A 24,370-nucleotide genomic window follows, 5' to 3' on the forward strand; every position below is an offset into this window, starting at 1 on the left:
TTAAATAAACCGTCGCCCGGCATGTTCGCAACCTCTAATTGTTCGGCGTCGGCCCGCGCCCTGGCCGACAATTGTCCGGAGGTCTCCCGCGATGCCGTCACCTTCTCCGTCCCGCAAGAACCTGGCCTTGGTCGCCATCTGCCTGTCGGCGCTGATGCTCGGCCTGGAGATCACCAGCATCCCCGCCATCCTGCCGCTGTTGGAGGGCGCGCTGCCGGCCGACTTCCGGCAACTGCAATGGATCATGAACGCCTACACCCTGGCCATGAGTGCGGTGCTGATGGCCATGGGTACCCTGGGCGATCGCTGTGGTCGCAAGCGCGTCTTCATCGCGGGTACCCTGGTCTTCGGGCTGGCGTCCCTGGCCTGTGGTCTGGCGCCCTCGGCACCGGCGCTGATCGGCGCGCGCTTCCTGCAGGGCCTGGCCGCGGCGGCGATGCTGGCCTGCCAGATCGCCTTGTTGTCACAGCAATTCCCCTCGGGCGCCGAGCGCGGCCGGGCGTTCGGCTATTGGGGGATCGTCTTCGGCGCCGGCCTCGGGTTCGGGCCGCTGGTCGGAGGTGCCCTCGCGACCCTGGCGAGCTGGAACTGGGTGTTCCTGATCCACGTCGGTCTCGCCGCGGTCACCGTCGCCTGCGCCCTGGGTGGCCTTGAGGAGTCGGCCAATCCCGCGGCGCAGCCCCTGGACCTTGCGGGCATGCTCACCCTGTCACTGGCGGTGTTCGGCGGCGTCTATCTGATCATCCAGGGGCCGGCCACAGCTGCCGTCGGGTGGCTGGGGTGGGGCCTGAGCCTGGGGTGCCTGTTGCTCTTCGTCGTCATCGAGCGACGCCAGACCCAGCCCATGTTCGATTTCGCCGTGTTGCGCGTCCGGCGTTTCAGTGGCGCGCTGCTGGGCGCCAGTGGCATGAATTTCAGTTTCTGGCCCTTCGTCGTCTATCTGCCGCTCTATCTGCAAGCCGTGCTGGGCCTGGACGCCCTGGCCACGGGTGGGATGGTGCTGGCCTACACCCTGCCCACCGTCCTGGTACCGCCACTGGCGGAGCGCCTGCTGTTGCGTCATGGCCCCGGTCTGGTCATTCCCCTGGGGCTCGGTCTGATCGGCCTGGGCTTCGCCCTGCTCAGTCTGGCGGTGACCCAGGGGGCTGACCAGGTGCCCGCGTTGGTGCCCGGCTGCCTGCTGGCCGGTATCGGTGTGGGTCTGACCAATACCCCGGTGACCAACACGGCCACGGCGGCTTTGCCCGTAGAACGGAGCGGCATGGCTTCGGGGCTGGACATGAGCACGCGGATCATTGCCCTGGCGCTGAATATCGCGCTCATGGGCGCCATCCTGCTGGGTGGCGTCGCGGCACACTTGGATACGGCGGCGACAACGCTGGATGGCAGCGGACTTGAGTCGCTGGCCGAGGCCATTGCCGCCGGTAACCTCGGAGTGGCGCAGGTCCAGGGGGTCGACCTATCGCTGGCGCGCGCCGCGCTCGGTCAGGGAGTCGGTTGGGTGACCAGCTATGCCGCGGCCTGCGCCTGCGGTTTCGCGTTACTGAGTTTCCGGCTGCTGCGCCCGGCGCGATCTGGGCGGTGTCAGTGCCTAGCGAAAGGTGGCGAGCCCTAACGTCCCCGATACGCTTTCCCATAATGCCGCTCCAGGCGCGACTGGGCGAATTCCATGGCCAGCGACAGCAGCCAGTAGAGCACCGCCGCGGTGGTGAGCATCTCCAGGTAGCGATAGCTGGAGCGGCCGTAGGACTGGGCGAGGAACATCACTTCCCAGACGCCCATCACCGAGACCAGGGAGGAGTCCTTGAGCATGGAGATGAACTGGCTGGTGGTGGGCGGGATGATGCTGCGCATGGCCTGGGGCAGGGTCACGCGCCAGAAGATCACCCGCGGTGCCAGACCCAGAGCCAGGGCCGCCTCGCGCTGACCGGCGGGAACGCCGAGCAGGCCGGCACGGAAGATCTCGCTGAGGTAGGCGCCGTAGTTCAGCGACAGGGCGAGGATGCCGGCGCTGATGGCGCCGGGCACCACACCGATCTGCGGCAGGCCCAGGTAGATCAGCAGGATCTGGATCAGCAGCGGGGTGCCGCGAAAGAAGGAGGCATAGAAGGTCGCCACGCCATAGGCCAGGGCGCTGGACGACAGCCGTCCCAGCGCCGCGGCGAAGCCCAGCAGCACCGATACGGCGATGGAGCAGAGGCTGAGGAACAGCGTCAGGGCCGCGCCCTGCAGGAAGCCATTGGGCCCCAGGCGCCAGCCCACCAGATTGGGTAGGCGTGGCCAGACGCTGGCGAACTTGAGATCGAAGCCGAGTACGAAGACCACGCCCCCGGCCAGCAGCGCCAGCCAGGTCAGCCAGACGCGGGTACGAAAGCTCAGCCAGGGGCGCTGTTGGGCAGGAGGCGGAAGCTCACTCATTTGGCTTGGGTGATGTCGGCGCCGATCCACTTCTCGGAGAGGCGCTTCAGGGTACCGTCCTGGCGCAGGCCCTCGATGATCTCGCGCAGCTTGGCGGCGAATTCCGGATCGCCCTTCTCGATGGCCACGGCGTTGGGCTCGGCATAGAGCGGCGCACCGGCCAGCTTGAACTTGGCGTCCTGGGCGATACGCGGCTGGGCGGTCACCAGGTTGGTCAGCACCGCGTCCAGGCGCTTGCCGGCGCCCAGGGCCAGGTCCTGGAAGGCGACGTTGTCGTCGGGGAAGGGCACCACCTGGACGTCGTCGAAGGGATAGCTCAGGGGCTTGTCTTCCTGGCCTTCGATGGTGAGGTCCTTGTTCAGGTAGCTCTCGTAGGACGAGGCGCTGGTGACGCCGACCTTCTTGCCGGAGAGGTCCTTGGCGCCGTGGATGCGGTCGTCACCGGCGTTGACCACGATCACCGCCGGCGAGGCGTAGTAGTCGACCGGGAAGTCGAACACCTGGGCGCGCGCCTGGCTCGGCGTCATGGAGCAGATGCAGACGTCGTAGCGACCGCTCCAGCGCCCGGCGGCGATCACGTCCCAGGACGGTGTTTCCAGGCGCAGCTTCACGCCCAGCTTGTCGGCCACCGCCTTGGCCACGTCGACGTCGAAGCCCTCCAGCTGGTTCTGGGCGTTGAGTTGGGAGAAGGGCGGATAGCTCTCCATGAGCACATTGACCAGCTCGCCCTTGGCCTTGATTCGATCCAGGGTGGCGCCGGCCGAGGCCGAGGTGGCGACCAGCGCCAGGGTCAGGCCGAGGGCCGATAGCAGAGCGGTTCTCATGGAGGGCATCCTTTGCAAAGGGTAAGAGGGCCTGGTATTAGAGAGATATGAGAACCGATATTGAACTCTGTTTTGGTTATAAGGGAAAGTGAAATAGCTATATGGCCGATATGAATCTCGTTCTTCTCGACGGCGGCATGGGCCGCGAGCTACAGCGCCGCGGCGCGCCTTTCCGCCAGCCGGAGTGGTCGGCCCTGGCCCTGAGCGAGGCGCCGGAGCAGGTGGAAGCCGTGCACCGTGCCTATATCGAGGCCGGCGCCCAGGTGATCACCAGCAACAGCTATGCGGTAGTGCCCTTCCATATCGGCGAGGCGCGTTTCGCCACCGAAGGCGAGGCCTTGGCCGCGCGGGCCGGCGAATTGGCGCGTCGTGCCGTGAGGGCCAGCGGGCAACAGGTGCGGGTGGCGGGCTCCCTGCCGCCGCTGTTCGGCTCCTATCGCCCCGATCTGTTCGAGCCGGCGCGGGTCGACGAGGTGCTGCAACCGCTGATCCGTGGCCTGGCGCCCCATGTCGATCTCTGGCTGGCGGAAACCCAGAGCGCCCTGGCCGAGGTGCGTGCCATCGCCGCCGGGCTGCCCGACGATGGCAAGCCGCTGTGGCTGTCCTTCACCCTGAAGGACGAAGACGTCGACGAGATCCCACGGCTGAGATCCGGTGAGCCGGTGGCCGCCGCCGCGCAGCTGGCGGTGGAGCTGGGCGCCGGGGCCTTGCTGTTCAATTGCAGCCAGCCCGAGGTGATGGCCGCGGCGCTGGATACCGCGCGTGAAACCTTCGCTGCGGCAGGTATCGCGATTCCCTTCGGCGCCTATGCCAACGCCTTCCCGCCCCAGCCGGAAGAGGCCACCGCCAACGACGGCCTCGACCTTCTGCGCCCGGACCTGGATCCGCCCGGCTACCTGAGCTTCGCCCAGGACTGGCAGGCGCGCGGCGCGAGCCTGATCGGCGGCTGCTGCGGCATCGGTCCGGAGCATATCGCGATGCTGAATCAGCGGCTGCGTGGCTGATTGCAGTCGGCAACAAGGCGGACCGTGCCCTTGGCACCGTCCGCCTTGTTCATCGCAACGGCTGTCTAGACCTGCGCCTGGCCACCATCGGCGAACAGCTCGGCGCCGTTGACGAAACTGGAGTCGCTGGAGGCCAGGAACAGCGCGACCTTGGCGATCTCCTCCGGCTCGCCGACCCGGCCCAGGGGGATCTGGCTGGCCAGGTGGTCCAGCAGGCCCTGTTGCTGGGCGGCATCCGGGCCGGCCAGCTCCACCAGGCCCGGGGTGCGGGTGGCGCCCGGACTCAGGATGTTGACGCGGATACCGCGGCCCTGCAGCTCCAGGATCCAGTTGCGGGCGAAGGCGCGCACCGCGGCCTTGGAAGCGCCGTAGACGCTGAAGGCCGGGGTGCCGGTGCTGGCGGCGGTGGAGCCGGTGAGGATTACCGAGGCCTGGTCCGCCAACAGCGGCAGGGCCTTCTGTACGGTGAACAGCGTGCCTTTGACGTTGCGGTCGAAGGTGTCGTGGTAGTGGGCTTCGGTCACCTCGGCGAGGGGCAGCATGCTGCCACCGCCGGCATTGGCGAAGAGCACATCGAGGCGCCCGTGTTCGCGGCGGATGCGCTCATAGAGGGCATCGAGCTGGTCCAGGCGCGAGGAGTCCACGGCGATGCCGGTGGCGTTGCCGACCTGGGCGACGGCGGTTTCCAGCGCGGCCTGCCGCCGTCCGGTGAGGATGACGTGGGCACCCTGCTGGGCGAAGAGCTTGGCGGCGGCCAGGCCGATGCCGCTGGTGGCGCCGGTGACCAGGGCGATCTTGTCTGCGAGCTTGAGGGTCATGGCTGAATCTCCGAGAGGTTGTGATCAGGTGGAGTCAGCCTATCGACCAGGGTGATCTTGCAAAATAGAATGATTGGCAAGCCATCATTGCAGAAATGAAATGAGCAGATTGCCGGATTTCGAAGGCTTGGCGATGTTCGCCAAGGTTGCCGAGGAAGGCTCCTTCGCTGCTGCGGCGCGGGTGCTGGGCGTGTCGGTGGCCACCGTATCGCGGGCGGTGACGCGCCTGGAGGAACGCCTCGGCGGGCGGCTGTTCAATCGCACCTCGCGGCAGCTGGCGCTGACCGAATTCGGCCGCGAGCTGGCCGCCCAGGCCGGCGATCTCTATCGCCAGGCGGAGGCCACCGAAAGCGCCGCCCAGGCTCGCGCCGTGCAGCCGCGCGGCCAGGTACGGCTGGCGGTGCCCATGGCCTTCGGCCTGCGCTGGGTGGCGCCGCTGCTGCCCGAGCTGCTGCGCCGCTATCCGCAGCTGACGGTGGATCTGCACCTGTCCGATGCCACCGTTGACTTGGTGGCGGAGGGTTTCGACGCCGCGCTGCGTATCGCCGCCTTGCCCGACTCTTCGCTGGTCGCCCGGCGCCTCTGCGCGGTCAGCCAGCTACTGGTGGCCGCGCCGGACTATGTCGAACGCCACGGCTCCCCAAGCCATCCGCAGGAGCTGACCGAACACGCCTGCCTGAGCTACGCCTACCGGGCGCGCAGCCAGGTGTGGCGCTTCACCCAGGACGATGGGCGCGAGGAAAGCGTGCTGCCGCGTGGCCCCCTGCGCGTCACCAATTCCGAAGCCCTGCTGCCGGTGCTGCTGGAAGGCCTGGCCATCGCCGAGCTGCCGGAATTCATCGCCGCCGAGTATCTGGCCGATGGCCGCCTGATAAGACTGCTACCGGACTGGCACCTGACCCGTGGCGGCCTCTACTTCGTGACCCCCTCGGCGCGCAGTCGACCGACCAAGATCCAGGTGCTTCTGGATTTCTTCCTCGAGCATCTGACCAGTCCCGGCTGGCAGGCGAGCTCCCCGTCCGCTTCGTGACATCCCGCAACATCCGCCTTCCGCCACGCAAGGCTGGCGAAAGGTTGACGGCTTAGGATCCGCTCAAGACCCGCCCCCGTGAGCGGGCGACGTGCCTACAAAAATAACCAGGATTCTTGCCATGTCGTATCTGTCCTCCCCGGCGTCCCTGCGCGCCACCGTTCCTTGGATCTTCGCCTTCACCGCGCCCCTTCGCCGCGGCTGAACCTTCCTTTTCGCGAATATCCAGAGGTACCTCCCATGCTGACTTTCCTCGGCTTCGCCATGGTCATGACCTTCATGTACCTGATCATGACCAAGCGCCTGTCCCCGCTGATCGCCCTGACCATGGTGCCGATCGCCTTCGCCGTACTGGCCTGGGCGCTGTCCAGCGAATTCGCCAGCCTCGGCCACGTCAAGCTCGACGCCCTCGGCCCGATGATGCTCGACGGCATCCGCAAGCTGGCGCCCACCGGCGTGATGCTGCTGTTCGCGATCCTCTACTTCGCCGTGATGATCGATACCGGCCTGTTCGATCCGGCGGTGCGCTGGATCCTCAAGCTGGTCAAGGGCGATCCGCTCAAGGTGGCCATGGGCACCGTCTTCCTGACCCTGGTGGTCTCCCTGGACGGCGACGGCTCGACCACCTACATGATCTGCGTGGCCGCCATGTTCCCGCTGTACAAGCGCCTGGGCATGAATCCCTTGATCATGACCTGCCTGATGCTGCTCTCCAGCGGGGTGATGAACCTGACCCCCTGGGGCGGTCCGACCGCTCGCGCCGCCAGCGCCCTGCACGTGGACCCGGCCGACGTCTTCGTACCCATGATCGCGCCCATGCTGCTGGCCATCGCCTGGCTGTTCTTCCTCGCCTACCTCTATGGCCGCAGTGAGCGCGCCCGCCTGGGCATCCTGCAGATCGGCGAGACCGAAGGCGCCGACGTCACCGTCTCCCAGTGCGCCGAGGCCCGCCGCCCGCACCTGCGCTGGTTCAACGGCCTGCTGACCCTGGCCCTGATGGCCGCGCTGATCGTCGGCGTGCTGCCGATGCCGGTGCTGTTCATGATCGCCTTCGGCATCGCCATGATCGTCAACTACCGCTGCCTGAACATGCAGAAACAGCGCATCGCCGCCCATGCCGAGAACGTGCTGGCGGTGGTCTCGCTGATCTTCGCCGCCGGCATCTTCACCGGCATCCTCTCGGGTACCGGCATGGTCGACGCCATGTCCAAGGGGCTGCTGGCGGTGATTCCGGACGCCCTGGGCCCGTACATGGCGGTGATCACCGCCCTGGTCAGCCTGCCGTTCACCTTCTTCATCTCCAACGACGCCTTCTACTTCGGCGTGCTGCCGGTGCTGGCCGAGGCCGCCGCGGCCTATGGCATCAGCCCGGTGGAGATCGCCCGGGCCTCCATCGTCGGCCAACCCGTGCACCTGCTCAGCCCCCTGGTGCCCTCGACCTACCTGCTGGTGGGCCTGGCCAAGGTGGAATTCGGCGACCACCAGCGCTTCACCCTGAAATGGGCCACCGTGACCTGCATGTTCCTGCTGGTCGGTGCTTTGTTACTGGGTGTGTTTCCGCTGTACAGCCGCTAGAGTTTTACCAACTGTACGACTAGCCTTGCCGGCTGTTCGAAAACGGCGCGTCGTCCGGCGCGCCTTTTCCTTTAAAGCGCGCTGCCAGACGCGCCTTCGCGATGAGAGGATTTGCAATGGAGTGGTTGACCAACCCGGAAATCTGGGTCGCCTTCTTTACCCTGACGGCCCTGGAGATCGTCCTGGGGATCGACAACATCATCATGATCTCCATCCTGGTCAGCCGCATGCCCAAGCACATGCAGGCGCGGACCCGCTTCTTCGGCCTGGCGCTGGCCATGGTCACCCGTATCCTGCTGCTGCTGTCCATCACCTGGGTGATGCGCCTCACCGCCGATCTGTTCTTCGTCTTCGGCCAGGGCATCTCCGGGCGTGACCTCATCCTCTTCTTCGGCGGCCTGTTCCTGTTGTGGAAGAGCAGCGCCGAGATCTACCACGGCCTGGAAGGCGAGGAAGAGCAGGACGAGGACGCGCCGGCGAAGAAGGGCAGCGGCTTCGTCGGCACCATCATCCAGATCGCCATCATCGACATCGTCTTCTCGCTGGACTCGGTGATCACCGCGGTGGGCATGGTCAGCCACGTGCCGGTCATGGTCGCGGCCATCATCGTCGCGGTGCTGGTGATGATGCTGGCGGCCGGTGCCATCAGCAATTTCATCGACAAGCACCCGAGCCTGAAGATGCTGGCGCTGTCCTTCCTGATCGTGGTCGGTACCGTGCTCATCGCCGAAGCCTTCGAAGTCCATGTGCCCAAGGGCTACGTCTACTTCGCCATGGCCTTCTCGCTGGCGGTGGAAGCCATCAACATCCGCCTGCGCGGCAAGGCCAGGGCGCGCGAAGCGGTGAAGCTGCGCAAGGAACAGATCTGACCGCGACGGTTGAACCCGGCGGGGTTGGTACCGCCTAACCCAGCAGGTCTCCGCGAGCCCGAAGGTGCCTCACCTTCGGGCTCGTGCGTCTGTGCAGAATGGTCGTTACAATTTTGTGACAAGCTCGCCAGGAGCTCTTGGACACGCGCCGGGAGGGCGCCACGATGCTGACACTGCTCAATCTGCTATCCGCCGTGTCCCTGCTGGTGTGGGGCACCCATATCGTGCGCACCGGCATCCTGCGGGTGTACGGCGCCAGCCTGCGCCGGGTACTCAGCCGCAGCATGCAGCGCATGCCGCTGGCCTTTCTCTCCGGCATCGCCGTCACCGCCCTGGTGCAGAGCAGCAACGCCACCGCGCTGCTGGTGACCTCCTTCGTCGCCCAGGGCCTGGTGCCGCTCACCCCGGCGCTGGCCATCATGCTCGGCGCCGACGTGGGCACCGCGCTGATGGCACGGGTGCTGACCTTCGACCTGTCCTGGCTATCGCCGCTGCTGATCTTCCTCGGCGTGGTGTTCTTCCTCGGCCGCAAGCAGACCCGCGCCGGCCAGCTCGGCCGGGTCGCCATCGGTCTGGGGCTGATCATCCTGGCGCTGCAGCTGATCGTCGAGGCGGCCTCGCCCATGACCCACGCCGCCGGGGTCAAGGTGCTGTTCTCTTCGCTGACCGGCGACGAACTGCTCGATGCCCTGACCGGGGCCGTCTTCGCCATGGTCTCCTACTCCAGTCTGGCGGCGGTACTGCTCACCGCTACCCTGGCCGGCTCCGGGGTCATCTCGCTCAAGGTGGCGCTGTGCCTGGTGGTGGGCGCCAACCTGGGTAGTGGCGTGCTGGCCATGATCGGCGCCGCCAAGCAGGGCGTGGAAGCGCGCCGGGTGGCCCTGGGCAGCCTGCTGTTCAAGCTCGCCGGCTGCATCCTGGTGCTGCCCTGGATCGGCCACCTGGCCGATTGGCTGCAGGGCTACGACTTCAACGAGGCCGAGGTGGTGATCGGCTTCCACGTCGCCTACAACCTGGTGCGCTGCCTGTTGTTCCTGCCGCTGACCGGTCCGCTGGCGCGCTTCTGCACCGCCCTGCTGCCGGCACGGGAAAGCGCCGAGACCATCCTGCGGCCACGCCACCTGGATACCGCCGCCCTGGATACCCCGGCCCTGGCGCTGACCAACGCCTCGCGCGAGGTGCTGCGCATGGGCGACGTCATCGAGCAGATGCTGCAGCACCTGCTGGTGCTGATCAACGCCGGCGACAAGCAGCTGGCCCGGGAAGTACGGCGTCTGGACGACGACGTCGATGCCCTCTACACGGCGATCAAGCTGTACCTGGCCCGCATGCCGCGCGACGACCTCGACGAGCGCGACAGCCGCCGCTGGGCCGAGACCATCGAACTGGCCATCAACCTGGAACAGGCCGGCGATCTCATCGAGCGCATGGCCAGCGACGTGGACAGCAAGAAGATCGCTGCCCGCCGTTCCTTCTCGGCCTCCGGGGTGGACGAACTCACCGCGCTGCACCGGCTGCTGGTGGACAGCCTGCGGCTGTGCCTGTCGGTCTACCTGTCCGGCGACCTCGACGCCGCACGCCGCCTGCGCCGGCTCAAGCAGCGCTTCCGCCTGCTGGAGCGGCGCTATGCCCATGCCCACGTCGAGCGGCTGCACCAGCAGGTGGTGGAAAGCTTCGAGACCAGCGCCCTGCACCTGGGCCTGCTCAGCGACATGCGCCGGGTCAATTCGCTGTTCTGCAGCATCGCCCACGGCGTGCTGGAGGCGGCCGACGCCGGCTACGCCACCGAGCACGAACTGCCGGTGGAGGGGCGGCAGGAGGCGGGCGAGGGTTGAGGTTGGGTTTCGTGGATGAGGCTGCGCCGTCAGCCATCCTTGTCTTACGACTACGGTCCATCGCGGCCATGGGCCGCTCCTACAAAAGCATCGCCCTCTGTAGGAGCGGCCCATGGCCGCGATAACGGGTTTGTCTACAGCCCGCTATCGAGCCGCTGCAGAATCCGCCAGGCCGTCTCGATCCGTGCCGGAATCGGGTAGTTGCGGTTGGCCAGGATCACCAGGCCGAGCTGGCGCTCGGGGATGAACAGCGCATAGGCGCCAAAGCCGTTGGTGGAGCCCGTCTTGTTCAGCAGGCGGGCGCCGCTGGCTGGCAGTGGCGGGTGCTGCCAGTCCACCGGCTGTGGCTCCAGGGCCATCGCCGGGGTGTTGCCGGCCAGCAACTGGGCCTTGGGCAGGGGATAGGCGTAGGCCTCCCAACCCAGGCCCTGGGTCATGGGGCCGCTGCGATAGTAGCCCTGCTGGGTGGTGGTGATCGCCTTGGCCAGGGGCGCTGGCAGCCGGCCAGGGTTGAGGTTCGCCTCGACGAAGCGCAGCAGATCGCCCGTGGTGGTCTTGATGCCATAGCTCTCTTCGGCATAGACGCCCGGATTGACCCTTAGCGGCTGGTCGTTCTTGCCATGGCCCCAGGCGTAGTGAGCCTGCTCCGTCGCCGGCACTTGCAGATAGGTGTGACTGAGACCCAGAGGTGTCAGCACCAGGCGTTGCAGCGCCGTGGCGAAGGGCTCGTCGAGGCGCTGGGCCGTCAGGGCGCCGAACAGGCCGATGCTGGGATTGGAATAGAGGCGGTGACTGCCGGCGGGGAAGGGCGGCTGGAAGGCGCGGTAGAAGGCCGAGGCCTGATCTTCCGTGGTGACGCTGTCGGGAAATTGCAGCGGCAGACCGCCAGCGCTGTAGGTGGCCAGTTGCAGCAGGCTGGCCTGGCCGATGGCGCTGCCGGCCAGGGCCGGGCGGACCTGCGCCGCCGGTTCGTCAAGGCGCAGGTGGCCGGTGACCGCGGCATAGGCGCCCAGGGTGGCGGTGTAGGTCTTGCTCAGGGAGCCGATCTCGAACAGGGTGGCGGCGTCCACCGGCTGGCCGGTGCGGCGGTCGGTGGTGCCGAAGTAGTAGAACCGGCGCAGGCCAGGCGCGCTGACGCCGATTGCCAGGCCGGGGATGTCCTGCGCGGCCATCACCTCGTGGGCGGCGGCGCGGACCTCGTCGTCGAGGCGCGTGGCGGCCTCGGCCAGGAGCGGCAGGGTCAGGCCCAGGGTGAGGCCGAGCAGAGTGGGCAGGCGCGGGAAAGCCGACATGGGAGGATCTGTTCCTGGGGGGAGGCCAGGAGTCTAGTCGACCGTCGCTGCCTGGGGATGAGACGCAGGCGACGTTGGAAGATTTTGCGGCTGGTGCTGTCCATGGCTGGCTGGAGCCCGGTCATGGACTGGACTACAGTCGCCCTTTCCCTCTTTCAGGAGTCGCCCCATGTCCGCTGCCCCCCTCGTCGAACAGATCCAACTGGGCCAGTTGCCCGTCTGGCGCATCCGCGTCGGCCAGGCCGAAGCCTTGGTGGCCTGCCAGGGCGCCCACGTGCTGCGCTACGGCTTCGACGGCGAGCCGGACATCGTCTGGGGTAATCCGGAGGCCGTGTTCGAGCCCGGCACCCCGATCCGCGGCGGCATCCCGGTCTGCTGGCCCTGGTTCGGCGACCTGCTGAAGAATCCGGCCGCGGTCCAGGCCATGTGCACCACCACCGCGGACGCCCCGGCCCATGGCCTGGCGCGCCAGGTCGCCTGGCAGGCCGGGGGTGTCGAGGTGGATACCGACCGGGTGCGCCTGGACTTCCACCACCGCACCTCCGCCGAGACCACCCCGGGCTGGCCCCAGGCCACCGAGCTGACCCTGAGCCTGAGCGTCGGTGAGCGCCTGGAACTGACCCTGAGCGTGCGCAATCTGGAAGATCACCCACTGGTGCTGAGCCAGGCGCTGCATACCTATTTCGCCGTGAGCGACGTGCGCGAAGTGGGTATCGAGGGCCTGGCCAACGCCGACTACTACGACTGCCTGGACGGCTGGACCCGCAAGCGGCAGAACGGCGAGCCGACCATCACCGCCGAGACCGACCGGGTCTATGTCGGCCTGCCGGCCCGCCTGGCGATCCGCGATCCGCAGTGGCAGCGCCGGCTGTTCGTGGAGACCCGCAACAGCCATTCGGCGGTGCTGTGGAATCCCTGGATCGACAAGGCCGCGCGCCTGAGCCAGTTCGCCGACGACGCCTGGACCGGCATGCTGTGCATCGAGACCGCCCGGGTGATGGACGACGTCCTGACCGTGGCGCCGGGCGCCTCGACCGAAATGGCGGTGAGCCTGTGGCGCGAAGCGTTGTAAGGACTGAAGGGGCATTAGGTTTTGTACGAAAAGTCGCCGAGCGAAGGTTAGGCGAGGCGAAAAAGGCTGAGGAAGCGGAGTTTACGAGTGGTAAATGAGCATTCCGAAGCCTTTTTCAACGAAGCATCACCGAGCGCAGGCATTTTTCGTACAGAGCCTAGGAGTGGCCCTCACCCCGACCCTCTCCCGGAGGGAGAGGAGGCGCTAGGCGGGATTCCGGCACGGAGGGCGCGGCTGTCAGGCGTCGGGCATGCTCTCACCCCAGCCCTCCTTCGGAGGGAGAGGGGATGCTTTGAGAGACGCTGTTGCACGGGTCGCAGAGGGCCTGAAGGATCCCGCACCAAGCCCACCCAAACGCCCCCTCCCCTTGGGAGAGGGCCGGGGTGAGGGAGCAGCCGGCCCATCAGCCGACGCTCACAATTCCTCGCACAGATTGCGCCCGATCCACTCGACCGCCGCCGCGCGGTCCAGGCCGGCGCCGAGCAGCGCATGCAGCTTGCCCAGGGCGGCCTCGCGGGTCATGCCGCGGCCGGAGATCACCCCGGCGTCGGCCAGGCCGCTGCCGGCGGCATAGGTACCCAGTTCCACAGTACCGCGCGCGCCCTGGCTGAGGGCGACCACCAGGGTACCGGCGTCGCGCAGTTCGGCCAGGGCGGCGAGGAAGTCGGCGTCGTCCGCCGGACCGGTACCGCTGCCGTAGCACTCCAGGACCAGGCCGTGCAGGCCGCTGCCCGCCAGACCGCGCAGGGTGGCGCCGTCGACGCCCGGAAACAGCGGCAGCACCGCCACCCGCACTGGCTGGCGTGGCTGGTCGAAGCGCAGCGCCGCTGGCACGGCGACCAAGGCCTCACCACTGCGCGGCCGGGCGCTTTCCACGAAGGCCTTCCAGCCGCTGCTGGCCTGCTTGGTGCAGCGCGCGGCCGGTAGGCGTTCACCATGGAATTGCACCTGCACCCCCGGCGCCAGGCCGCTGGCGAAGGCGGCGAAGCTGTCGGCCAGGTTGTCGTCGGCATCGCTGTCCGCCACCCCGGCCGGCAGCATGGAGCCGGTCAGCAGCACCGGAATGGCCAGGCCCAGCAGACGGAAGGCCAGGGCGGCGGCGCTGTAGGCCAGGGTGTCGGTGCCGTGCAGCACCAGTACGCCGCGGCAGGCCGGGTCCGCAGCGGCGGCGAGGATGGCCTCGGCCATGCGCGCCCAGGCGGCGGGGGTCATGTTGGCGCTGTCGATCAGCGGCAGCAGCTCCTGCAGCCGCCAGGCCGGACTGCCCAGCTCCGGACGGCTGGCCAGCAGGGCGTCGATGCGCGCCTCGAAACCGGCGGCCGGAGCCAGGCCTGCGGCGGTCTGCTGCATGCCGATGGTGCCGCCGGTGTAGAGGATGTGTAGGTAGGGTGAGCTCATGGGGGACATCCTGATAAGACTGCCCCCACACGGGGTGGGGGCAGGAAAACGGTCGCGGTCCGGGTCAGCGCGACCCGGCAGCGGCGGTCAGTGCGCCTGGCGCGGCTGGGCCGCGCGGGCTTCGGCGACGGTCTCTTCCAGACGCTCCAGCGCCGGCCAGGCCTGGCGATCCAGGTCCAGGTCGCGGAACTGGTCGGCGTCGAATACCGGCTGGTCGACCCCGGCACGGCGCTGGGCGTCGTAGTCGTTGAGCACGCGCATGCCGACCTTGATCAGCATGGCCAGGGCGATCAGGTTGACGAAGGCCAGGCAGGTCATGGTGATGTCGGCGAAGGCGAACACCGTGGCCAGGTTCTGCATCGAACCCCAGCAGATCAGCACCAGCACCAGCCCACGATAGCCGAACAGCACGGCCTTGCCACGGCCGAGCAGGTAGCGCAGGCCGTTCTCGCCCAGGTAGATGTTGTAGAGGATGCAGGTGAAGACGAACAGCGACAGGGCGACGCTGATGAAGATGCGGCCCCAGTCACCGACCACCGCGGCCAGGGAGTTCTGCGTCAGCACGATGCCGTCGCCTTCGAAGCCCGGGGTGTAGAAGCCCGACAGCAGGATCAGCAGGGCGGTGCAGGTGCAGATGACGAAGGTGTCGAGGAAGACGCTGAAGGCCTGCACCACGCCCTGGGCGGCCGGGTGCTTGACCGCTGCCACGGCAGCGACGTTGGGCGCGGCGCCCAGGCCGGCTTCGTTGGCGAAGACGCCACGCTTCACGCCCATGGTGATGGCAGCGCCCAGCAGGCCGGCAAAGGCCGGCTCCAGGCCGAAGGCGCTCTTGACGATGGTCAGCAGGGTGCCGGGGACCAGGTCGATCTGGGTGATGATCACATAGAGGGTGACGGCGATGTAGGCCAGGGTCTTGACCGGCACCAGAACGTCGGACACCGCGGCGATGCGCTTGATGCCGCCGATGAACACCAGGCCCAGCAGGATGGCCAGGGCGATCCCGGTGTACTGCACCGGCAGGCCGAAGGCGTTTTCCAGCGAGTGGGTCACGGTGAAGGACTGCAGACCGACGAAGGCGAAGCCGTAGGTCACCAGCAACAGGCCCGAGAAGATCAGGGCCATCCAGCGCTTGTCGAGGCCGTGCTGGATGTAATAGGCCGGGCCACCGATGTAGAGGCCTTCGCCATCGGCGCGCTTGTAGACCTGCGCCAGGGTGCACTCGAAGAAGCTGCTGGCCATGCCGACCAGGGCGGTCACCCACATCCAGAACACCGCGCCGGGACCACCCAGGGTCACGGCCAGGCCCACGCCGGCGATGTTGCCGGCACCCACGCGGCCGGCCAGGCTGAGCATCAGCGCCTGGAAGGAGCTCAGGCCGTCACCGCTGTTGCGCAGGGATTCCTTGAAGACGGTGAACATGTGCGGGAAATGACGGACCTGCACGAATCGCGAACGCAGGGTGAAATAGCTGCCCAGGCCGACGATCAGCACGATCAGCACGTGGCCGGACAGGAAGTCGTTGAGCATTTCTAGGTAGTGCATGGAGGATCCTCGAGCATGCTAGTGATGCCCCAGGGCCGGCTCGCACGCCGTGGGGCTATTATTGTGGGATATACCGTTGCCAGTTCGCGCGCCCGGTCATGCGGAGATGACCGGGAGCAGGCTCTGGAACGCGTCGGTCCGGGCGGATCGGGCAGTGAATAGGACCGGGCGCCTAGATTCGGCTATCCCAACGACGTGGACAATTCCGCGCCTCGCTTCAAAATGGCGCGACTTGATGCTAGTTTTCCGGCCGTCTGTCAAGTTCGGGCGCCCGTCATGAGCGACTTTTCCGCCAATCTGCAGCTGCTCTGCCGGCACCACCGCTCGATTGCGGCCGTCTGTCGCGCCGTCGGCATCAACCGCGCCCAGTTCAATCGCTACCTTAATGGCCAGAGCCGTCCGTCGGCCTACAACCTGCAACGCCTGGCCGATTTCTTCGCCCTGCCGGTGGCCGAGCTGCTGCTGCCCCACCGCCAGTTCGAGGCCCGCCTGGGTGCGCCGGCGAATCAGGAGAGTGGCTGGGCAGGGCAGGCCCTGGCGCTGTTCGCCGGTCGCCAGGAGGGCTTGGCGCGCTACCAGGGCTACTACCACGAGTACTACCCGTCGCTGTCCACGCCCGGCGTGGTGCTCTGTGGCCTGGTGCGGTTGTTCGAGGAGCAGGAGGTGTTCCGCTACGTACGCTTCGAGCGCCTGCGGCGGCAGGGCGAGAGGGTCAGCCAGGCGCGCTTTCGCTACCTAGGCCTGGCCATGAGCCTGGAAAGCCGGCTGTTCTTCACCGACTACGAATCCCTCACCGGCAACGAGCTGTCGCAGACCGTGCTGCTGCCCAGCGCGCGCAATCGCATCGACCGTCTCAATGGTCTCAAGCTGGGCGTCAGCGCCTCCGACCGCCGCGAGCCGGCCTGCACCCGGGTGGTCTGGGAATACCTGGGTGACCGGCCACGGCGTGGCCTGGCCTACGGCCGGATCGGCCTGTACGACTGGCAGGACCCGCAGCTGGACGACGACTTGCGCCAGCGCCTGGCCAGCACCATCCTGGTCGACCGGGTCTATCGCCTGGGTTAAGGGCGCTCGTCGGCGAGCACCAGGTGGTCGTTGCAGCGCTCCAGCCGCCCCTGGTCGCGCCCTGCCTGCTTGGCCCAGTAGAGCTGCCGGTCGGCCGCCTCGAGGAGGGCCTCGGCAGTGGCATGGCGTGGTCCGGCGCAGGCTCCGCCGATGCTGACCGTAACCCGTCGCCCGGCACCGGCATTGCCCGGATTGGGAATCTCCAGCTCGCGGACCGCATCGAGCAGTTGCTGGACGATCTGGCCCTGGTCCTCATCGGCGGCAGAGGTATGGAGGATGGCGAATTCCTCACCGCCGTAGCGCGCCAGGCAGTCACCGGCGCGCAAGGGGCCGGCGAGGGCGGTGGCGACCTGCTTCAGGCAGCGGTCGCCGGCCGGATGGCCGTAGCGGTCGTTGAAGGCCTTGAAGTGGTCGACATCGATCATCAGCAGGATCAGCCGTTGGTCCTGCCGCCGCGGCAAGGCCGTGGCGAGCACCTGCATCAGCGCCCGGCGATTGGCCACGCCGGTCAGCGGATCGGTGGTGGACTGCTGTTCCAGGAAGCGATTGGCGGCGGCCAGCTCCTCGTTGCGCAGCCGGTCGCGCAGGATCAGCAGATAGCCCCGGCGCCGCGCGCTTTCCATCCAGAAATTGGCGAGCAGGGTGAAGGCGATGGTGGCGAAAGCCAGCGTCAGCACCAGCGAGGCCTCCACGGTGGGCAGGCCGTGCATCTGCGTCGCCAGGGCGATGGCCAGCAGGCCGACCAGGCTGTGCACCGTGGCCTGGCGCAGGGGCGGAGCGATGCAGCTGTTGGTGTAGAGGGTCAGCAGCGGTAGGGTGGCCAACCAGAGCGCGCGGTGCGCGGCGTCGGTGGTATCCACCTCGAACAGCGGCGGACCGTAGGCCAGCAGGCTGGGCAGGATACCCAGCCATTCGCGCGCCGGGTGCTCGGCCGGCATGAGCTTGAGCGCCAGCAGCACCGCGCCGCCACCGATCAGCACCAGGCTGGTGAGCAGGGTGATGACCCAGAAGGCGTTGGTCATCAGGATCCAGTCCCAGATCGAGAAGCTGGCATAGGCCAGCATGGCGACCGCGAGACTGATACGCAGATGACGGCGGCGCGAACGGGCGATCTCGAGTTGGTAGTGCCGTTCCAGTACCGGCTCGAAGCCCAGTGCCCAGAAGGGGCGGGCCAGCGCCCGGTCGAGGGGGAAGCTGAGGGACATGGTGCCGTACCTGGCGCAGTGATCCGGTGGCTCACTTGAGCACAGTCAGGCCCTTGGTAATAAGGATGGTTCCCAAATGGAGCCGCGCAGGCGCCGAATGGTAGCCAATGGCTACCATTCGGTCCGTTATGGACCTCCTGGCATTCAACCGCCGGCCTTGATCCGGCTCCAGGCCCGGGTGCGTACCCGCTCGATGGGCTGCGGCAGCGGCTGCACCACATAGAGGTTCTTGCGCATCTCGGCGGTGGGTACCAGGTCGGGATTGTCGCGGATGGCGGCGGTCACCAGTGGCATGCCGGGCTTGTTGGCGTTGGGATAGCCGAGGTAGTCGCTGATCCCGGCGATCACCTTGGGTTCGAGCAGGTAGTTGAGGAAGGCGTGGGCCTGGTCGACGTTCTTGGCGCTGGCCGGAATGGCCCAGGTGTCGAACCAGATGGGCGCGCCCTCGCGCGGCAGGCGCCAGTCCACCGCCACGCCGTTGCCAGCTTCCTTGGCGCGGTTGCCGAACTGGTAGAAGCTGCCCGAATAGCCCACCGCCACGCAGATGTCGCCGTTGGCGATGTCGGTCATGTACTTGGTGGAATTGAAGTAGGCCAGGTAGGGGCGGATCTTCAGCATCAGCGCCGTGGCCTTTTCGTAGTCCTTCGCATTTGTGCTGTTGGGGTCCAGGCCCAGGTAGTGCAACACCACCGGCAGGATGTCCGAGGGCGAGTCGAGCATGGCTACCCCGCAGCTCTTGAGCTTGGCCATGTTCTCCGGCTTGAACACCAGGTCCCAGCTGTCCACCGGCGCATCCGCGCCCAGTGCCGCCTTGACCTTGGCCGGGTTGAAGCCGATGAGGATGGTGCCGTACATGTAGGGCACGCCGTACTGGTTGCCCGGGTCGTTGACCTCCAGCAGCTTGAGCAACCCGGGATCGAGATTCTGCCACTTGGGCAGCTTGCTCCTGTCCAGCTTCTGGAAGACCCCGGCCTTGATCTGGGTTTCCAGGAACTGGTTGGAGGGGATCACCAGGTCGTAGCCGGAGTGGCCGGTGAGCAGCTTGGCCTCCAGCGACTCGTTGCTGTCGAAGGTGTCCCAGGTGACGCGGATGCCGGTCTGCTGGGCGAAGTCCTTGGGCGTCTCGGGCAGGATGTAGTCGGCCCAGTTGTAGACCCGCAGTTCACCGGGGTCGGCGGCCTGGACGGCGGTGGCGAGCAGGGTGCCACCGAGCAGGGCGGCGAGCGGACGCAGGAGGCTGTGCATGGTCGGATTCCTCGCGATAGGGATCAGGCGCCGTCGAAGGCGGCCAGGACGTTCACCGTGTTGATGCCGATCTCCGCCACGGCGTAACCGCCTTCCATGACGAACAGCGTCGGCAGGCCGAGCCGCGCCAGGCGTTCGCCCAGGCGCAGGTAGTCGTCGCTCTCCAGCTTGAACCGGGAAATCGGGTCGGCCTTGAAGGTATCCACCCCCAGGGAGACCAGCAGCAGATCGGGGCCGTAGGCCGGCAACCGCGCCAGCGCCAGCTCCAGGGCGGCGCTCCAGCTGTCCCAGGCGCTACCGGCGGGCAGCGGCAGATTGAGGTTGAAGCCCTGGCCCGCGCCGCTGCCGGTCTCGTCGGCATAGCCGAGGAAGAAGGGGAATTCGAAACCCGGATCGCCGTGCAGCGAGAGGAACAGCACATCGTCGCGTGCATAGAAGATGTCCTGGGTGCCGTTGCCGTGGTGGTAGTCCACGTCGAGGATGGCCACCCGCCGGGCGCCACCGTCGAGGGCGGCCTGGGCGGCGATGGCAGCGTTGTTCAGATAGCAGTAGCCACCCATGACATCGGCTGCGGCGTGGTGGCCCGGTGGCCGGCACAGGGCGAAGGCGCTGCGCGCGCCGCTGGCGATCTCGGCCGCGGCGCTCAGTGCCACCTGGGCGGCGCTGTAGGCGGCCTGCCAGGTCCCGGCGGTGATGGGCGCGCCGCCGTCGAAGCTGTAGTAGCCCAGGCGTCCGTGCAGGCTGGTGGGTGGCAGCACCTGGCGCAGGGTACGCGCCGGCCAGGTATAGGGCAGCAGATCCACGGTCTCGCCGCGGGCGGCCCATTCGTCCCAGGCGCCGGCGAGGAAGTCGAGATAGGCGTCGGTATGGATGCGCGCCAGCGGTGCCCGGCCGAAGTCCTGGGGCGCCACCAGCTCGCCGAGCTGCCGCCGGTAGCACTCGGCGAGGATGAATTCGACGCGCTGAGGTTTTTCGAAACAGGGCTGCAACTGGCCATCGATCAATTCGCAGCGACCGTGGTGCAGGGCGTGATCGGGACTGTGGTGAATGCGCATGGCGACTCCGGGCAGCGGGCTTCCCGGTCGATTCTTGCCAGCCCGGTGCCCCTGGACGAGAGGCGCAGCGGCCAAAAGGGGATGGATCCGGCCAGATCCGGTGGAACGCCGGTCCTCAGCCGCCCCTGGCTTCGTAGACCACGAAGCGCTTCAGGGTAGGCTCCAGCACCTCCCAGGTGCCCTGGAAGCCGCGCGGTACGACGAAGCTGCTGCCGGGACCGAGGCGGGTGGCGTGGCCCTGGTCATCGGTGACCAGACTCAGACCTTCGAGGATCTGGCAGTACTCTTCCTCGGTGTAGTTCACCCGCCATTTACCCACCTCGCTGTGCCAGTGGCCGACGGCGAAGACGCCGCTGCCATCCTCGTACTCGAGCCAGAGGCTCTGCAACGGATCGCCCTCCAGGCGCTTTTCCGCCGGCAGGTGGTATTGGTCGGTGGGTTGGCCGCGTGCTTCGAGCAGCTTCAGCGAGGGCATGGAAGATCCTCCTTGGGTATGGGAAGCGCTCAGCATACGCCGGCCGCTAGAGTCGATAACCCCGCGGCGATTGCCCGCTCCAGCGGCGAAAGGCATGGCGGAAACTGGCGGTTTCGCTGAAGCCCATGACCTCGGCGATGCGGTAGATGGGCAGCCGCTCCTGGGCCAGCAGGTCGCGCGCCCGCTCGAAACGCAGCTCGTCGAGCAAGAGCTGGTAGCCGCTGCCGGCGGCCTGCAGGTGCCGGCGCAGGCTGCGCGGGGCCATGCCGAGCCGGCGCGCCAGGGCTTCGAAGGAAGGTGGCGCGGCCAGTTCGGCGCTGAGCAGGGTGCGGGTGCGGGCGAGCAGGGCGCGCTGGCGATCCTGCTCCGGGGCCAGGCGCTCGCACTGCTGGAGGGCATCGCGGTGGGTCACGGCGTCCGCCAGGGGCAGCGGCCGCTCCAGCCAGGCGGCGGGAAAGGCCAGGCCGTTGAAGGGAGCCTCGAAGGCCAGGGGCGTGGCGCCGAAGCAGTCGGCATAGCGAGCGCGATGGGCTGGTACTGGATGGCGGAGGACCACCTGGGTCAGCGGCAGGGGCGTACCCAGAAGGTCACAGCAGATCGCCAGGAGCGAGGCCAGGCAGCACTCGGCGTTGCAGCGCTCCAGCTCCGGCGCGAAGGGATGATCGTCGGCCCTGAGCCAGGCCAGCTCGCCGTGACGCTGCAGACGCAGGGTGAAATAGGCACCCAGCAGGCCCTGGTGGGCCAGCGCCGCCTGCAGCGCCGCGCCCAGGGTCGGGGCGCTGAGCAGGGCATAGCCGAGCAGGCCGTAGCCGGAGACCCGTAGCCGCCAGCCCAGCAGCAGCCCCAGTTCGGGCGGTGCGACCGGTAGGGCGTTGGCGATGACCCGCTGTTCCTGGGCCAGGGTGATGAGCCGATGGGGCTGTTCGAGGTCGGCCAGTTGCAGGCCGCTGCCGGCCAGCAGGGGCGCCGCCCGGGCGGAGGTGTCGGCCCCCAGTTGCTGGAGCACCAGGGACACCAGGTTGAGGTTGATCAGGCCGGACTGACGCATGGGCAAATTCCCCGGGGCGGTGGCAGCCTTCCAAGCAAGAAGGATACCGCGCCCGCGGGGCGTTGCCGCCGGTTACCGCTCAGGTCTGGTGTAAGGGGCTCAGACCTTGGCCTTCAAGGGCACCAACCGCGGCGCGATCATGTTTTCCGGGCGCAGGATGTCGTCCAGGGTCGCCTCGTCCAGCAGATTTTCCTCGCGCACCAGCTCCAGCACGCCGCGTCCTGTTTCCAGCGCCGTCTTGGCGATGCGGGTGGAGGTCTCGTAGCCCAGGTAGGGGTTGAGCGCGGTGACCAGGCCGATGGAGTGTTCCACCTGGCGGCGGCAGTGCTCGACGTTGGCGGTGATGCCGCTGATGCAATGCTCGCGCAGCATGTCCATGGCGCGCTGCAGCAGGCGGATGGAGTCGAAGATCTTGTAGGCGATCAAAGGCTCCATGACGTTGAGTTGCAGCTGGCCACCCTCGGCCGCCAGGGTCAGGGCCAAGTCGTTGCCGATGATCTCGAAGGCCACCTGGTTGACCGCCTCGGGGATCACCGGATTGACCTTGCCCGGCATGATGGAGCTGCCCGGCTGGCGCGGCGGCAGGTTGATCTCGTTGATGCCGGTGCGCGGGCCGCTGGAGAGCAGGCGCAGGTCGTTGCAGATCTTCGACAGCTTCACCGCGGTGCGCTTGAGCATGCCGGAGAACAGCACGAAGGCGCCCATGTCCGAGGTGGCCTCGATCAGGTCGGCGGCGGGCTTGAGCGGCTGGCCGCTGATCTCCGCCAGGCGTTGCACGGCCAGCAGCTGGTAGCCGGGGTCGGCATTGATGCCGGTGCCGATGGCGGTCCCGCCCAGGTTGACCTCGGTGAGCAGCTCCGGCGCCAGGCTCTTCAGCCGCGCCAGGTCTTCGCCCAGGGTGGTGGCGAAGGCATGGAATTCCTGACCGAGGGTCATGGGTACCGCGTCCTGCAGCTGGGTGCGACCCATCTTCAGCACCTCGGCGAATTCCACGCCCTTGGCGGCGAAGGCGGTGATCAGGCTGTCGAGGCTGTCGAGCAGGGCGTCGTGACCGAGCAGCAGGCCCAGGCGGATGGCGGTGGGGTAGGCGTCGTTGGTCGACTGCGCCATGTTCACGTCATTGTTCGGGTGCAGGTGGCGATAGTCGCCCTTGGCGTGGCCGAGGATCTCCAGGGCCACGTTGGCGATCACCTCGTTGGCGTTCATGTTGGTCGAGGTGCCGGCGCCCCCCTGGATCATGTCCACCACGAACTGATCGTGGAATTCGCCGCGAATGATGCGCGAGCAGGCCTCGTTGATCGCCTGGTGCTTCGCCGCTGGCAGGTGACCGAGGCGGTGGTTGGCGTCGGCTGCCGCCTGCTTGACCATGGCCAGGGCCACCACCAGCTTGGGGTAGTGACCGAGGGGTACGCCGGAGAGGCGGAAGTTCTGTACGGCGCGCAGGGTCTGGATGCCGTAGTAGGCATCGGCGGGGACGTCGAGGGTACCGAGGAGATCTTTTTCGAGGCGGACGGATGATGCAGAGTCTGACATGATAGCGTTAGGCTTCGATCGAGCGGCAGGCGCCGCGATGCCCTAGAATCTAGGCCTGCCAGCCGCTCTCGGCCAATGCCGATCCGCCAAGCCTCATGCCGGATCGGCATAACTTCCGTTGTGACCTCGTGAGATCCGACGACGTATGGGTGCCATGAACATCGAATTCAAATGGCTGGAAGACTTCGTCGCCCTGGCGGCCACCTACAGTTTTTCCCAGGCCGCCGAAAAGCGCTTCGTCACCCAGCCCGCCTTCAGCCGGCGCATCCGCGCGCTGGAGGAAAGCGTCGGCCTGACCCTGGTGGACCGATCCCACACCCCGGTCAGCCTTACCGAGGCCGGCCAACTGTTCCTGGTCACGGCGCGCAGCGTGGTGGAGCAACTGGGCGAGACGGTACGCCATTTGCACCACCTGGAAGGCGGGCAGGGCGAGGTGCTGCAATTCGCCGCCGCCCACTCCCTGGCCCTGGGCTTCTTCCCGCAGTGGATCGCCGGTCTGCGCGGCCAGGGGCTGGCGCTGGCCAGTCGGCTGGTGGCCACCAACGTCGGCGACGCCATCCATGCCCTGCGCGACGGCGCCTGCGACCTGATGCTGGCCTTCCACGATCCCGATGCGGCGTTGCAGATGGACCCGGAACTGTTCCCTTCGCTGCACCTAGCGCACACCGCCATGCTGCCGGTCTGCGCCACCGATGGCGAAGGCCGTCCGCTGTTCCAGCTGGACGGAGAGGGCAGCGTGCCGCTGCTGGCCTACAGCGCCGGCGCCTTCCTCGGTCGCTCGGTGAATCTGCTGTTGCGCCAGCGCAAGCTGCGTGCCGTGACCCTCTACGAAACCGCCATGGCCGACAGCCTCAAGACCATGGCACTGCAGGGGCTGGGCGTGGCCTGGGTGCCACAGCTGTCGGTGGCGGCCGAACTGGCTCGCGGTGAGCTGGCCATCTGTGGCGATTCGGCCTGGCAGGTCGGCCTGGAGATCCGCCTCTATCGCTGTGCCCTGTTGCGCAAGCGGTTGGTGCAGCAGGTCTGGCGGCATCTTGAGAACCAGAGCCACGGCGGCTGACCGGCGC

21 protein-coding genes are annotated in these 24,370 nt (G+C 67.5%); 9 read left to right on the forward strand and 12 right to left on the reverse strand.

All coding sequences use genetic code 11. From position 1 onward, the window contains the following. Positions 1 to 91: 91 nt before the first annotated feature. The gene (locus AR540_RS10690; protein WP_059228729.1) at positions 92 to 1,615 is read left to right on the forward strand and encodes an MFS transporter; all 1,524 of its coding nucleotides are present in this window, start codon (positions 92 to 94) and stop codon (positions 1,613 to 1,615) included. Here AR540_RS10690 and AR540_RS10695 read toward each other — a convergent pair. Together AR540_RS10695 and AR540_RS10700 are read right to left on the reverse strand one after the other, a co-directional pair. Next, on the reverse strand, positions 1,612 to 2,418 hold the full coding sequence (locus tag AR540_RS10695) for an amino acid ABC transporter permease (protein ID WP_059228731.1): 807 nt from the start codon (positions 2,416 to 2,418) through the stop codon (positions 1,612 to 1,614). The genes AR540_RS10690 and AR540_RS10695 overlap by 4 nt on opposite strands. Beyond that, positions 2,415 to 3,242 carry an ABC transporter substrate-binding protein gene (locus tag AR540_RS10700; protein WP_059228733.1) on the reverse strand — a complete coding sequence of 276 codons (828 nt, stop codon included), beginning with the start codon at positions 3,240 to 3,242 and terminating at the stop codon, positions 2,415 to 2,417. Before AR540_RS10700 ends, AR540_RS10695 begins: the two co-directional genes overlap by 4 nt. Before the next feature lie 101 nt (positions 3,243 to 3,343). Between AR540_RS10700 and AR540_RS10705 the strand changes: the two genes are divergently transcribed. After that, positions 3,344 to 4,246 carry a homocysteine S-methyltransferase family protein gene (locus AR540_RS10705; RefSeq protein WP_059228735.1) on the forward strand — a complete coding sequence of 301 codons (903 nt, stop codon included), beginning with the start codon at positions 3,344 to 3,346 and terminating at the stop codon, positions 4,244 to 4,246. A gap of 65 nt (positions 4,247 to 4,311) precedes the next feature. Here the strand turns inward: AR540_RS10705 and AR540_RS10710 are convergent, their stop codons facing one another. After that, positions 4,312 to 5,064, reverse strand: coding sequence for an SDR family NAD(P)-dependent oxidoreductase (locus AR540_RS10710; RefSeq protein ID WP_059228737.1), 753 nt, complete (start codon positions 5,062 to 5,064; stop codon positions 4,312 to 4,314). Between the two features lie 100 nt (positions 5,065 to 5,164). Between AR540_RS10710 and AR540_RS10715 the strand changes: the two genes are divergently transcribed. From AR540_RS10715 to AR540_RS10730, 4 genes are all read left to right on the forward strand, one after another. After that, positions 5,165 to 6,094, forward strand: coding sequence for a LysR family transcriptional regulator (locus AR540_RS10715; protein ID WP_059228738.1), 930 nt, complete (start codon positions 5,165 to 5,167; stop codon positions 6,092 to 6,094). A gap of 240 nt (positions 6,095 to 6,334) precedes the next feature. Continuing rightward, positions 6,335 to 7,669 (forward strand): CitMHS family transporter, encoded by a 1,335-nt coding sequence (locus AR540_RS10720; protein ID WP_059228740.1) that lies wholly within the window; start codon positions 6,335 to 6,337, stop codon positions 7,667 to 7,669. A 116-nt stretch (positions 7,670 to 7,785) separates the two neighbouring features. Next, positions 7,786 to 8,538 carry a TerC family protein gene (locus AR540_RS10725; protein ID WP_059228742.1) on the forward strand — a complete coding sequence of 251 codons (753 nt, stop codon included), beginning with the start codon at positions 7,786 to 7,788 and terminating at the stop codon, positions 8,536 to 8,538. A 164-nt stretch (positions 8,539 to 8,702) separates the two neighbouring features. Then, entirely contained in the window at positions 8,703 to 10,373 is a 1,671-nt protein-coding gene (locus AR540_RS10730) for a Na/Pi cotransporter family protein (protein ID WP_059228744.1), read from the forward strand. Between the two features lie 134 nt (positions 10,374 to 10,507). Here AR540_RS10730 and ampC read toward each other — a convergent pair whose 3' ends face one another. Then, complete coding sequence (gene ampC, locus AR540_RS10735; RefSeq protein WP_059228745.1) at positions 10,508 to 11,665, reverse strand: class C beta-lactamase; 1,158 nt, start codon at positions 11,663 to 11,665, stop codon at positions 10,508 to 10,510. A gap of 169 nt (positions 11,666 to 11,834) precedes the next feature. Here ampC and AR540_RS10740 point away from each other — a divergent pair, with 169 nt between their 5' ends. After that, positions 11,835 to 12,737, forward strand: a complete 903-nt coding sequence (locus tag AR540_RS10740) for a D-hexose-6-phosphate mutarotase (RefSeq protein ID WP_059228747.1) — start codon at positions 11,835 to 11,837, stop codon at positions 12,735 to 12,737. Positions 12,738 to 13,151: 414 nt separating this feature from the next. Here AR540_RS10740 and AR540_RS10745 read toward each other — a convergent pair whose 3' ends face one another. Next, positions 13,152 to 14,135: an asparaginase gene (locus tag AR540_RS10745; RefSeq protein WP_082706975.1), complete on the reverse strand. Its 984-nt coding sequence runs from the start codon at positions 14,133 to 14,135 to the stop codon at positions 13,152 to 13,154. 87 nt (positions 14,136 to 14,222) lie between these two features. After that, positions 14,223 to 15,677, reverse strand: coding sequence for an alanine/glycine:cation symporter family protein (locus tag AR540_RS10750; protein ID WP_059228752.1), 1,455 nt, complete (start codon positions 15,675 to 15,677; stop codon positions 14,223 to 14,225). A gap of 276 nt (positions 15,678 to 15,953) precedes the next feature. On the opposite strand from AR540_RS10750, the gene AR540_RS10755 reads away from it, so the two are divergent. After that, positions 15,954 to 16,742 carry a helix-turn-helix domain-containing protein gene (locus tag AR540_RS10755; protein WP_059228754.1) on the forward strand — a complete coding sequence of 263 codons (789 nt, stop codon included), beginning with the start codon at positions 15,954 to 15,956 and terminating at the stop codon, positions 16,740 to 16,742. On the opposite strand, the gene AR540_RS10760 is transcribed toward AR540_RS10755, so the two are convergent. The 6 genes from AR540_RS10760 to AR540_RS10785 form a co-directional block, all read right to left on the reverse strand. Continuing rightward, positions 16,739 to 17,947: a GGDEF domain-containing protein gene (locus tag AR540_RS10760; protein WP_059228756.1), complete on the reverse strand. Its 1,209-nt coding sequence runs from the start codon at positions 17,945 to 17,947 to the stop codon at positions 16,739 to 16,741. The two genes, AR540_RS10755 and AR540_RS10760, sit on opposite strands and share 4 nt — an antisense overlap. Before the next feature lie 144 nt (positions 17,948 to 18,091). Then, complete coding sequence (locus AR540_RS10765) at positions 18,092 to 19,192, reverse strand: polyamine ABC transporter substrate-binding protein (protein WP_059228757.1); 1,101 nt, start codon at positions 19,190 to 19,192, stop codon at positions 18,092 to 18,094. Between the two features lie 23 nt (positions 19,193 to 19,215). Continuing rightward, a complete protein-coding gene (locus AR540_RS10770) occupies positions 19,216 to 20,247 on the reverse strand; it encodes a histone deacetylase family protein (RefSeq protein WP_059228759.1) in 1,032 nt (343 codons plus the stop codon). Between the two features lie 115 nt (positions 20,248 to 20,362). Then, positions 20,363 to 20,722 carry a cupin domain-containing protein gene (locus AR540_RS10775; RefSeq protein ID WP_059228761.1) on the reverse strand — a complete coding sequence of 120 codons (360 nt, stop codon included), beginning with the start codon at positions 20,720 to 20,722 and terminating at the stop codon, positions 20,363 to 20,365. Positions 20,723 to 20,768: 46 nt separating this feature from the next. Continuing rightward, positions 20,769 to 21,770, reverse strand: a complete 1,002-nt coding sequence (locus AR540_RS10780) for an AraC family transcriptional regulator (protein ID WP_059228763.1) — start codon at positions 21,768 to 21,770, stop codon at positions 20,769 to 20,771. Between the two features lie 99 nt (positions 21,771 to 21,869). After that, positions 21,870 to 23,303, reverse strand: a complete 1,434-nt coding sequence (locus tag AR540_RS10785; RefSeq protein ID WP_059228765.1) for an aspartate ammonia-lyase — start codon at positions 23,301 to 23,303, stop codon at positions 21,870 to 21,872. Positions 23,304 to 23,457: 154 nt separating this feature from the next. Between AR540_RS10785 and AR540_RS10790 the strand changes: the two genes are divergently transcribed. Then, a complete protein-coding gene (locus AR540_RS10790; RefSeq protein WP_059229725.1) occupies positions 23,458 to 24,363 on the forward strand; it encodes a LysR substrate-binding domain-containing protein in 906 nt (301 codons plus the stop codon). Positions 24,364 to 24,370 lie beyond the last annotated feature (7 nt).

The organism is Pseudomonas sp. EpS/L25, from assembly GCF_001512295.1.
Classification (GTDB): domain Bacteria; phylum Pseudomonadota; class Gammaproteobacteria; order Pseudomonadales; family Pseudomonadaceae; genus Chryseomonas.

Bases quoted from the DNA above. Each gene is read 5' to 3' on its own strand.
- AR540_RS10700 (WP_059228733.1), bottom strand. From the start codon at position 3,242: ATGAGAACCGCTCTGCTATCGGCCCTCGGCCTGACCCTGGCGCTGGTC.
- AR540_RS10745 (WP_082706975.1), bottom strand. From the start codon at position 14,135: ATGAGCTCACCCTACCTACACATCCTCTACACCGGCGGCACCATCGGC.
- AR540_RS10780 (WP_059228763.1), bottom strand. From the start codon at position 21,770: ATGCGTCAGTCCGGCCTGATCAACCTCAACCTGGTGTCCCTGGTGCTC.
- AR540_RS10720 (WP_059228740.1), top strand. From the start codon at position 6,335: ATGCTGACTTTCCTCGGCTTCGCCATGGTCATGACCTTCATGTACCTG.
- AR540_RS10705 (WP_059228735.1), top strand. From the start codon at position 3,344: ATGGCCGATATGAATCTCGTTCTTCTCGACGGCGGCATGGGCCGCGAG.
- AR540_RS10760 (WP_059228756.1), bottom strand. From the start codon at position 17,947: ATGTCCCTCAGCTTCCCCCTCGACCGGGCGCTGGCCCGCCCCTTCTGG.
- AR540_RS10695 (WP_059228731.1), bottom strand. From the start codon at position 2,418: ATGAGTGAGCTTCCGCCTCCTGCCCAACAGCGCCCCTGGCTGAGCTTT.
- AR540_RS10740 (WP_059228747.1), top strand. From the start codon at position 11,835: ATGTCCGCTGCCCCCCTCGTCGAACAGATCCAACTGGGCCAGTTGCCC.
- AR540_RS10755 (WP_059228754.1), top strand. From the start codon at position 15,954: ATGAGCGACTTTTCCGCCAATCTGCAGCTGCTCTGCCGGCACCACCGC.
- AR540_RS10690 (WP_059228729.1), top strand. From the start codon at position 92: ATGCCGTCACCTTCTCCGTCCCGCAAGAACCTGGCCTTGGTCGCCATC.
- AR540_RS10775 (WP_059228761.1), bottom strand. From the start codon at position 20,722: ATGCCCTCGCTGAAGCTGCTCGAAGCACGCGGCCAACCCACCGACCAA.
- AR540_RS10715 (WP_059228738.1), top strand. From the start codon at position 5,165: ATGAGCAGATTGCCGGATTTCGAAGGCTTGGCGATGTTCGCCAAGGTT.
- AR540_RS10750 (WP_059228752.1), bottom strand. From the start codon at position 15,677: ATGCACTACCTAGAAATGCTCAACGACTTCCTGTCCGGCCACGTGCTG.
- AR540_RS10785 (WP_059228765.1), bottom strand. From the start codon at position 23,303: ATGTCAGACTCTGCATCATCCGTCCGCCTCGAAAAAGATCTCCTCGGT.
- AR540_RS10725 (WP_059228742.1), top strand. From the start codon at position 7,786: ATGGAGTGGTTGACCAACCCGGAAATCTGGGTCGCCTTCTTTACCCTG.
- ampC (WP_059228745.1), bottom strand. From the start codon at position 11,665: ATGTCGGCTTTCCCGCGCCTGCCCACTCTGCTCGGCCTCACCCTGGGC.
- AR540_RS10790 (WP_059229725.1), top strand. From the start codon at position 23,458: ATGAACATCGAATTCAAATGGCTGGAAGACTTCGTCGCCCTGGCGGCC.
- AR540_RS10710 (WP_059228737.1), bottom strand. From the start codon at position 5,064: ATGACCCTCAAGCTCGCAGACAAGATCGCCCTGGTCACCGGCGCCACC.
- AR540_RS10730 (WP_059228744.1), top strand. From the start codon at position 8,703: ATGCTGACACTGCTCAATCTGCTATCCGCCGTGTCCCTGCTGGTGTGG.
- AR540_RS10765 (WP_059228757.1), bottom strand. From the start codon at position 19,192: ATGCACAGCCTCCTGCGTCCGCTCGCCGCCCTGCTCGGTGGCACCCTG.
- AR540_RS10770 (WP_059228759.1), bottom strand. From the start codon at position 20,247: ATGCGCATTCACCACAGTCCCGATCACGCCCTGCACCACGGTCGCTGC.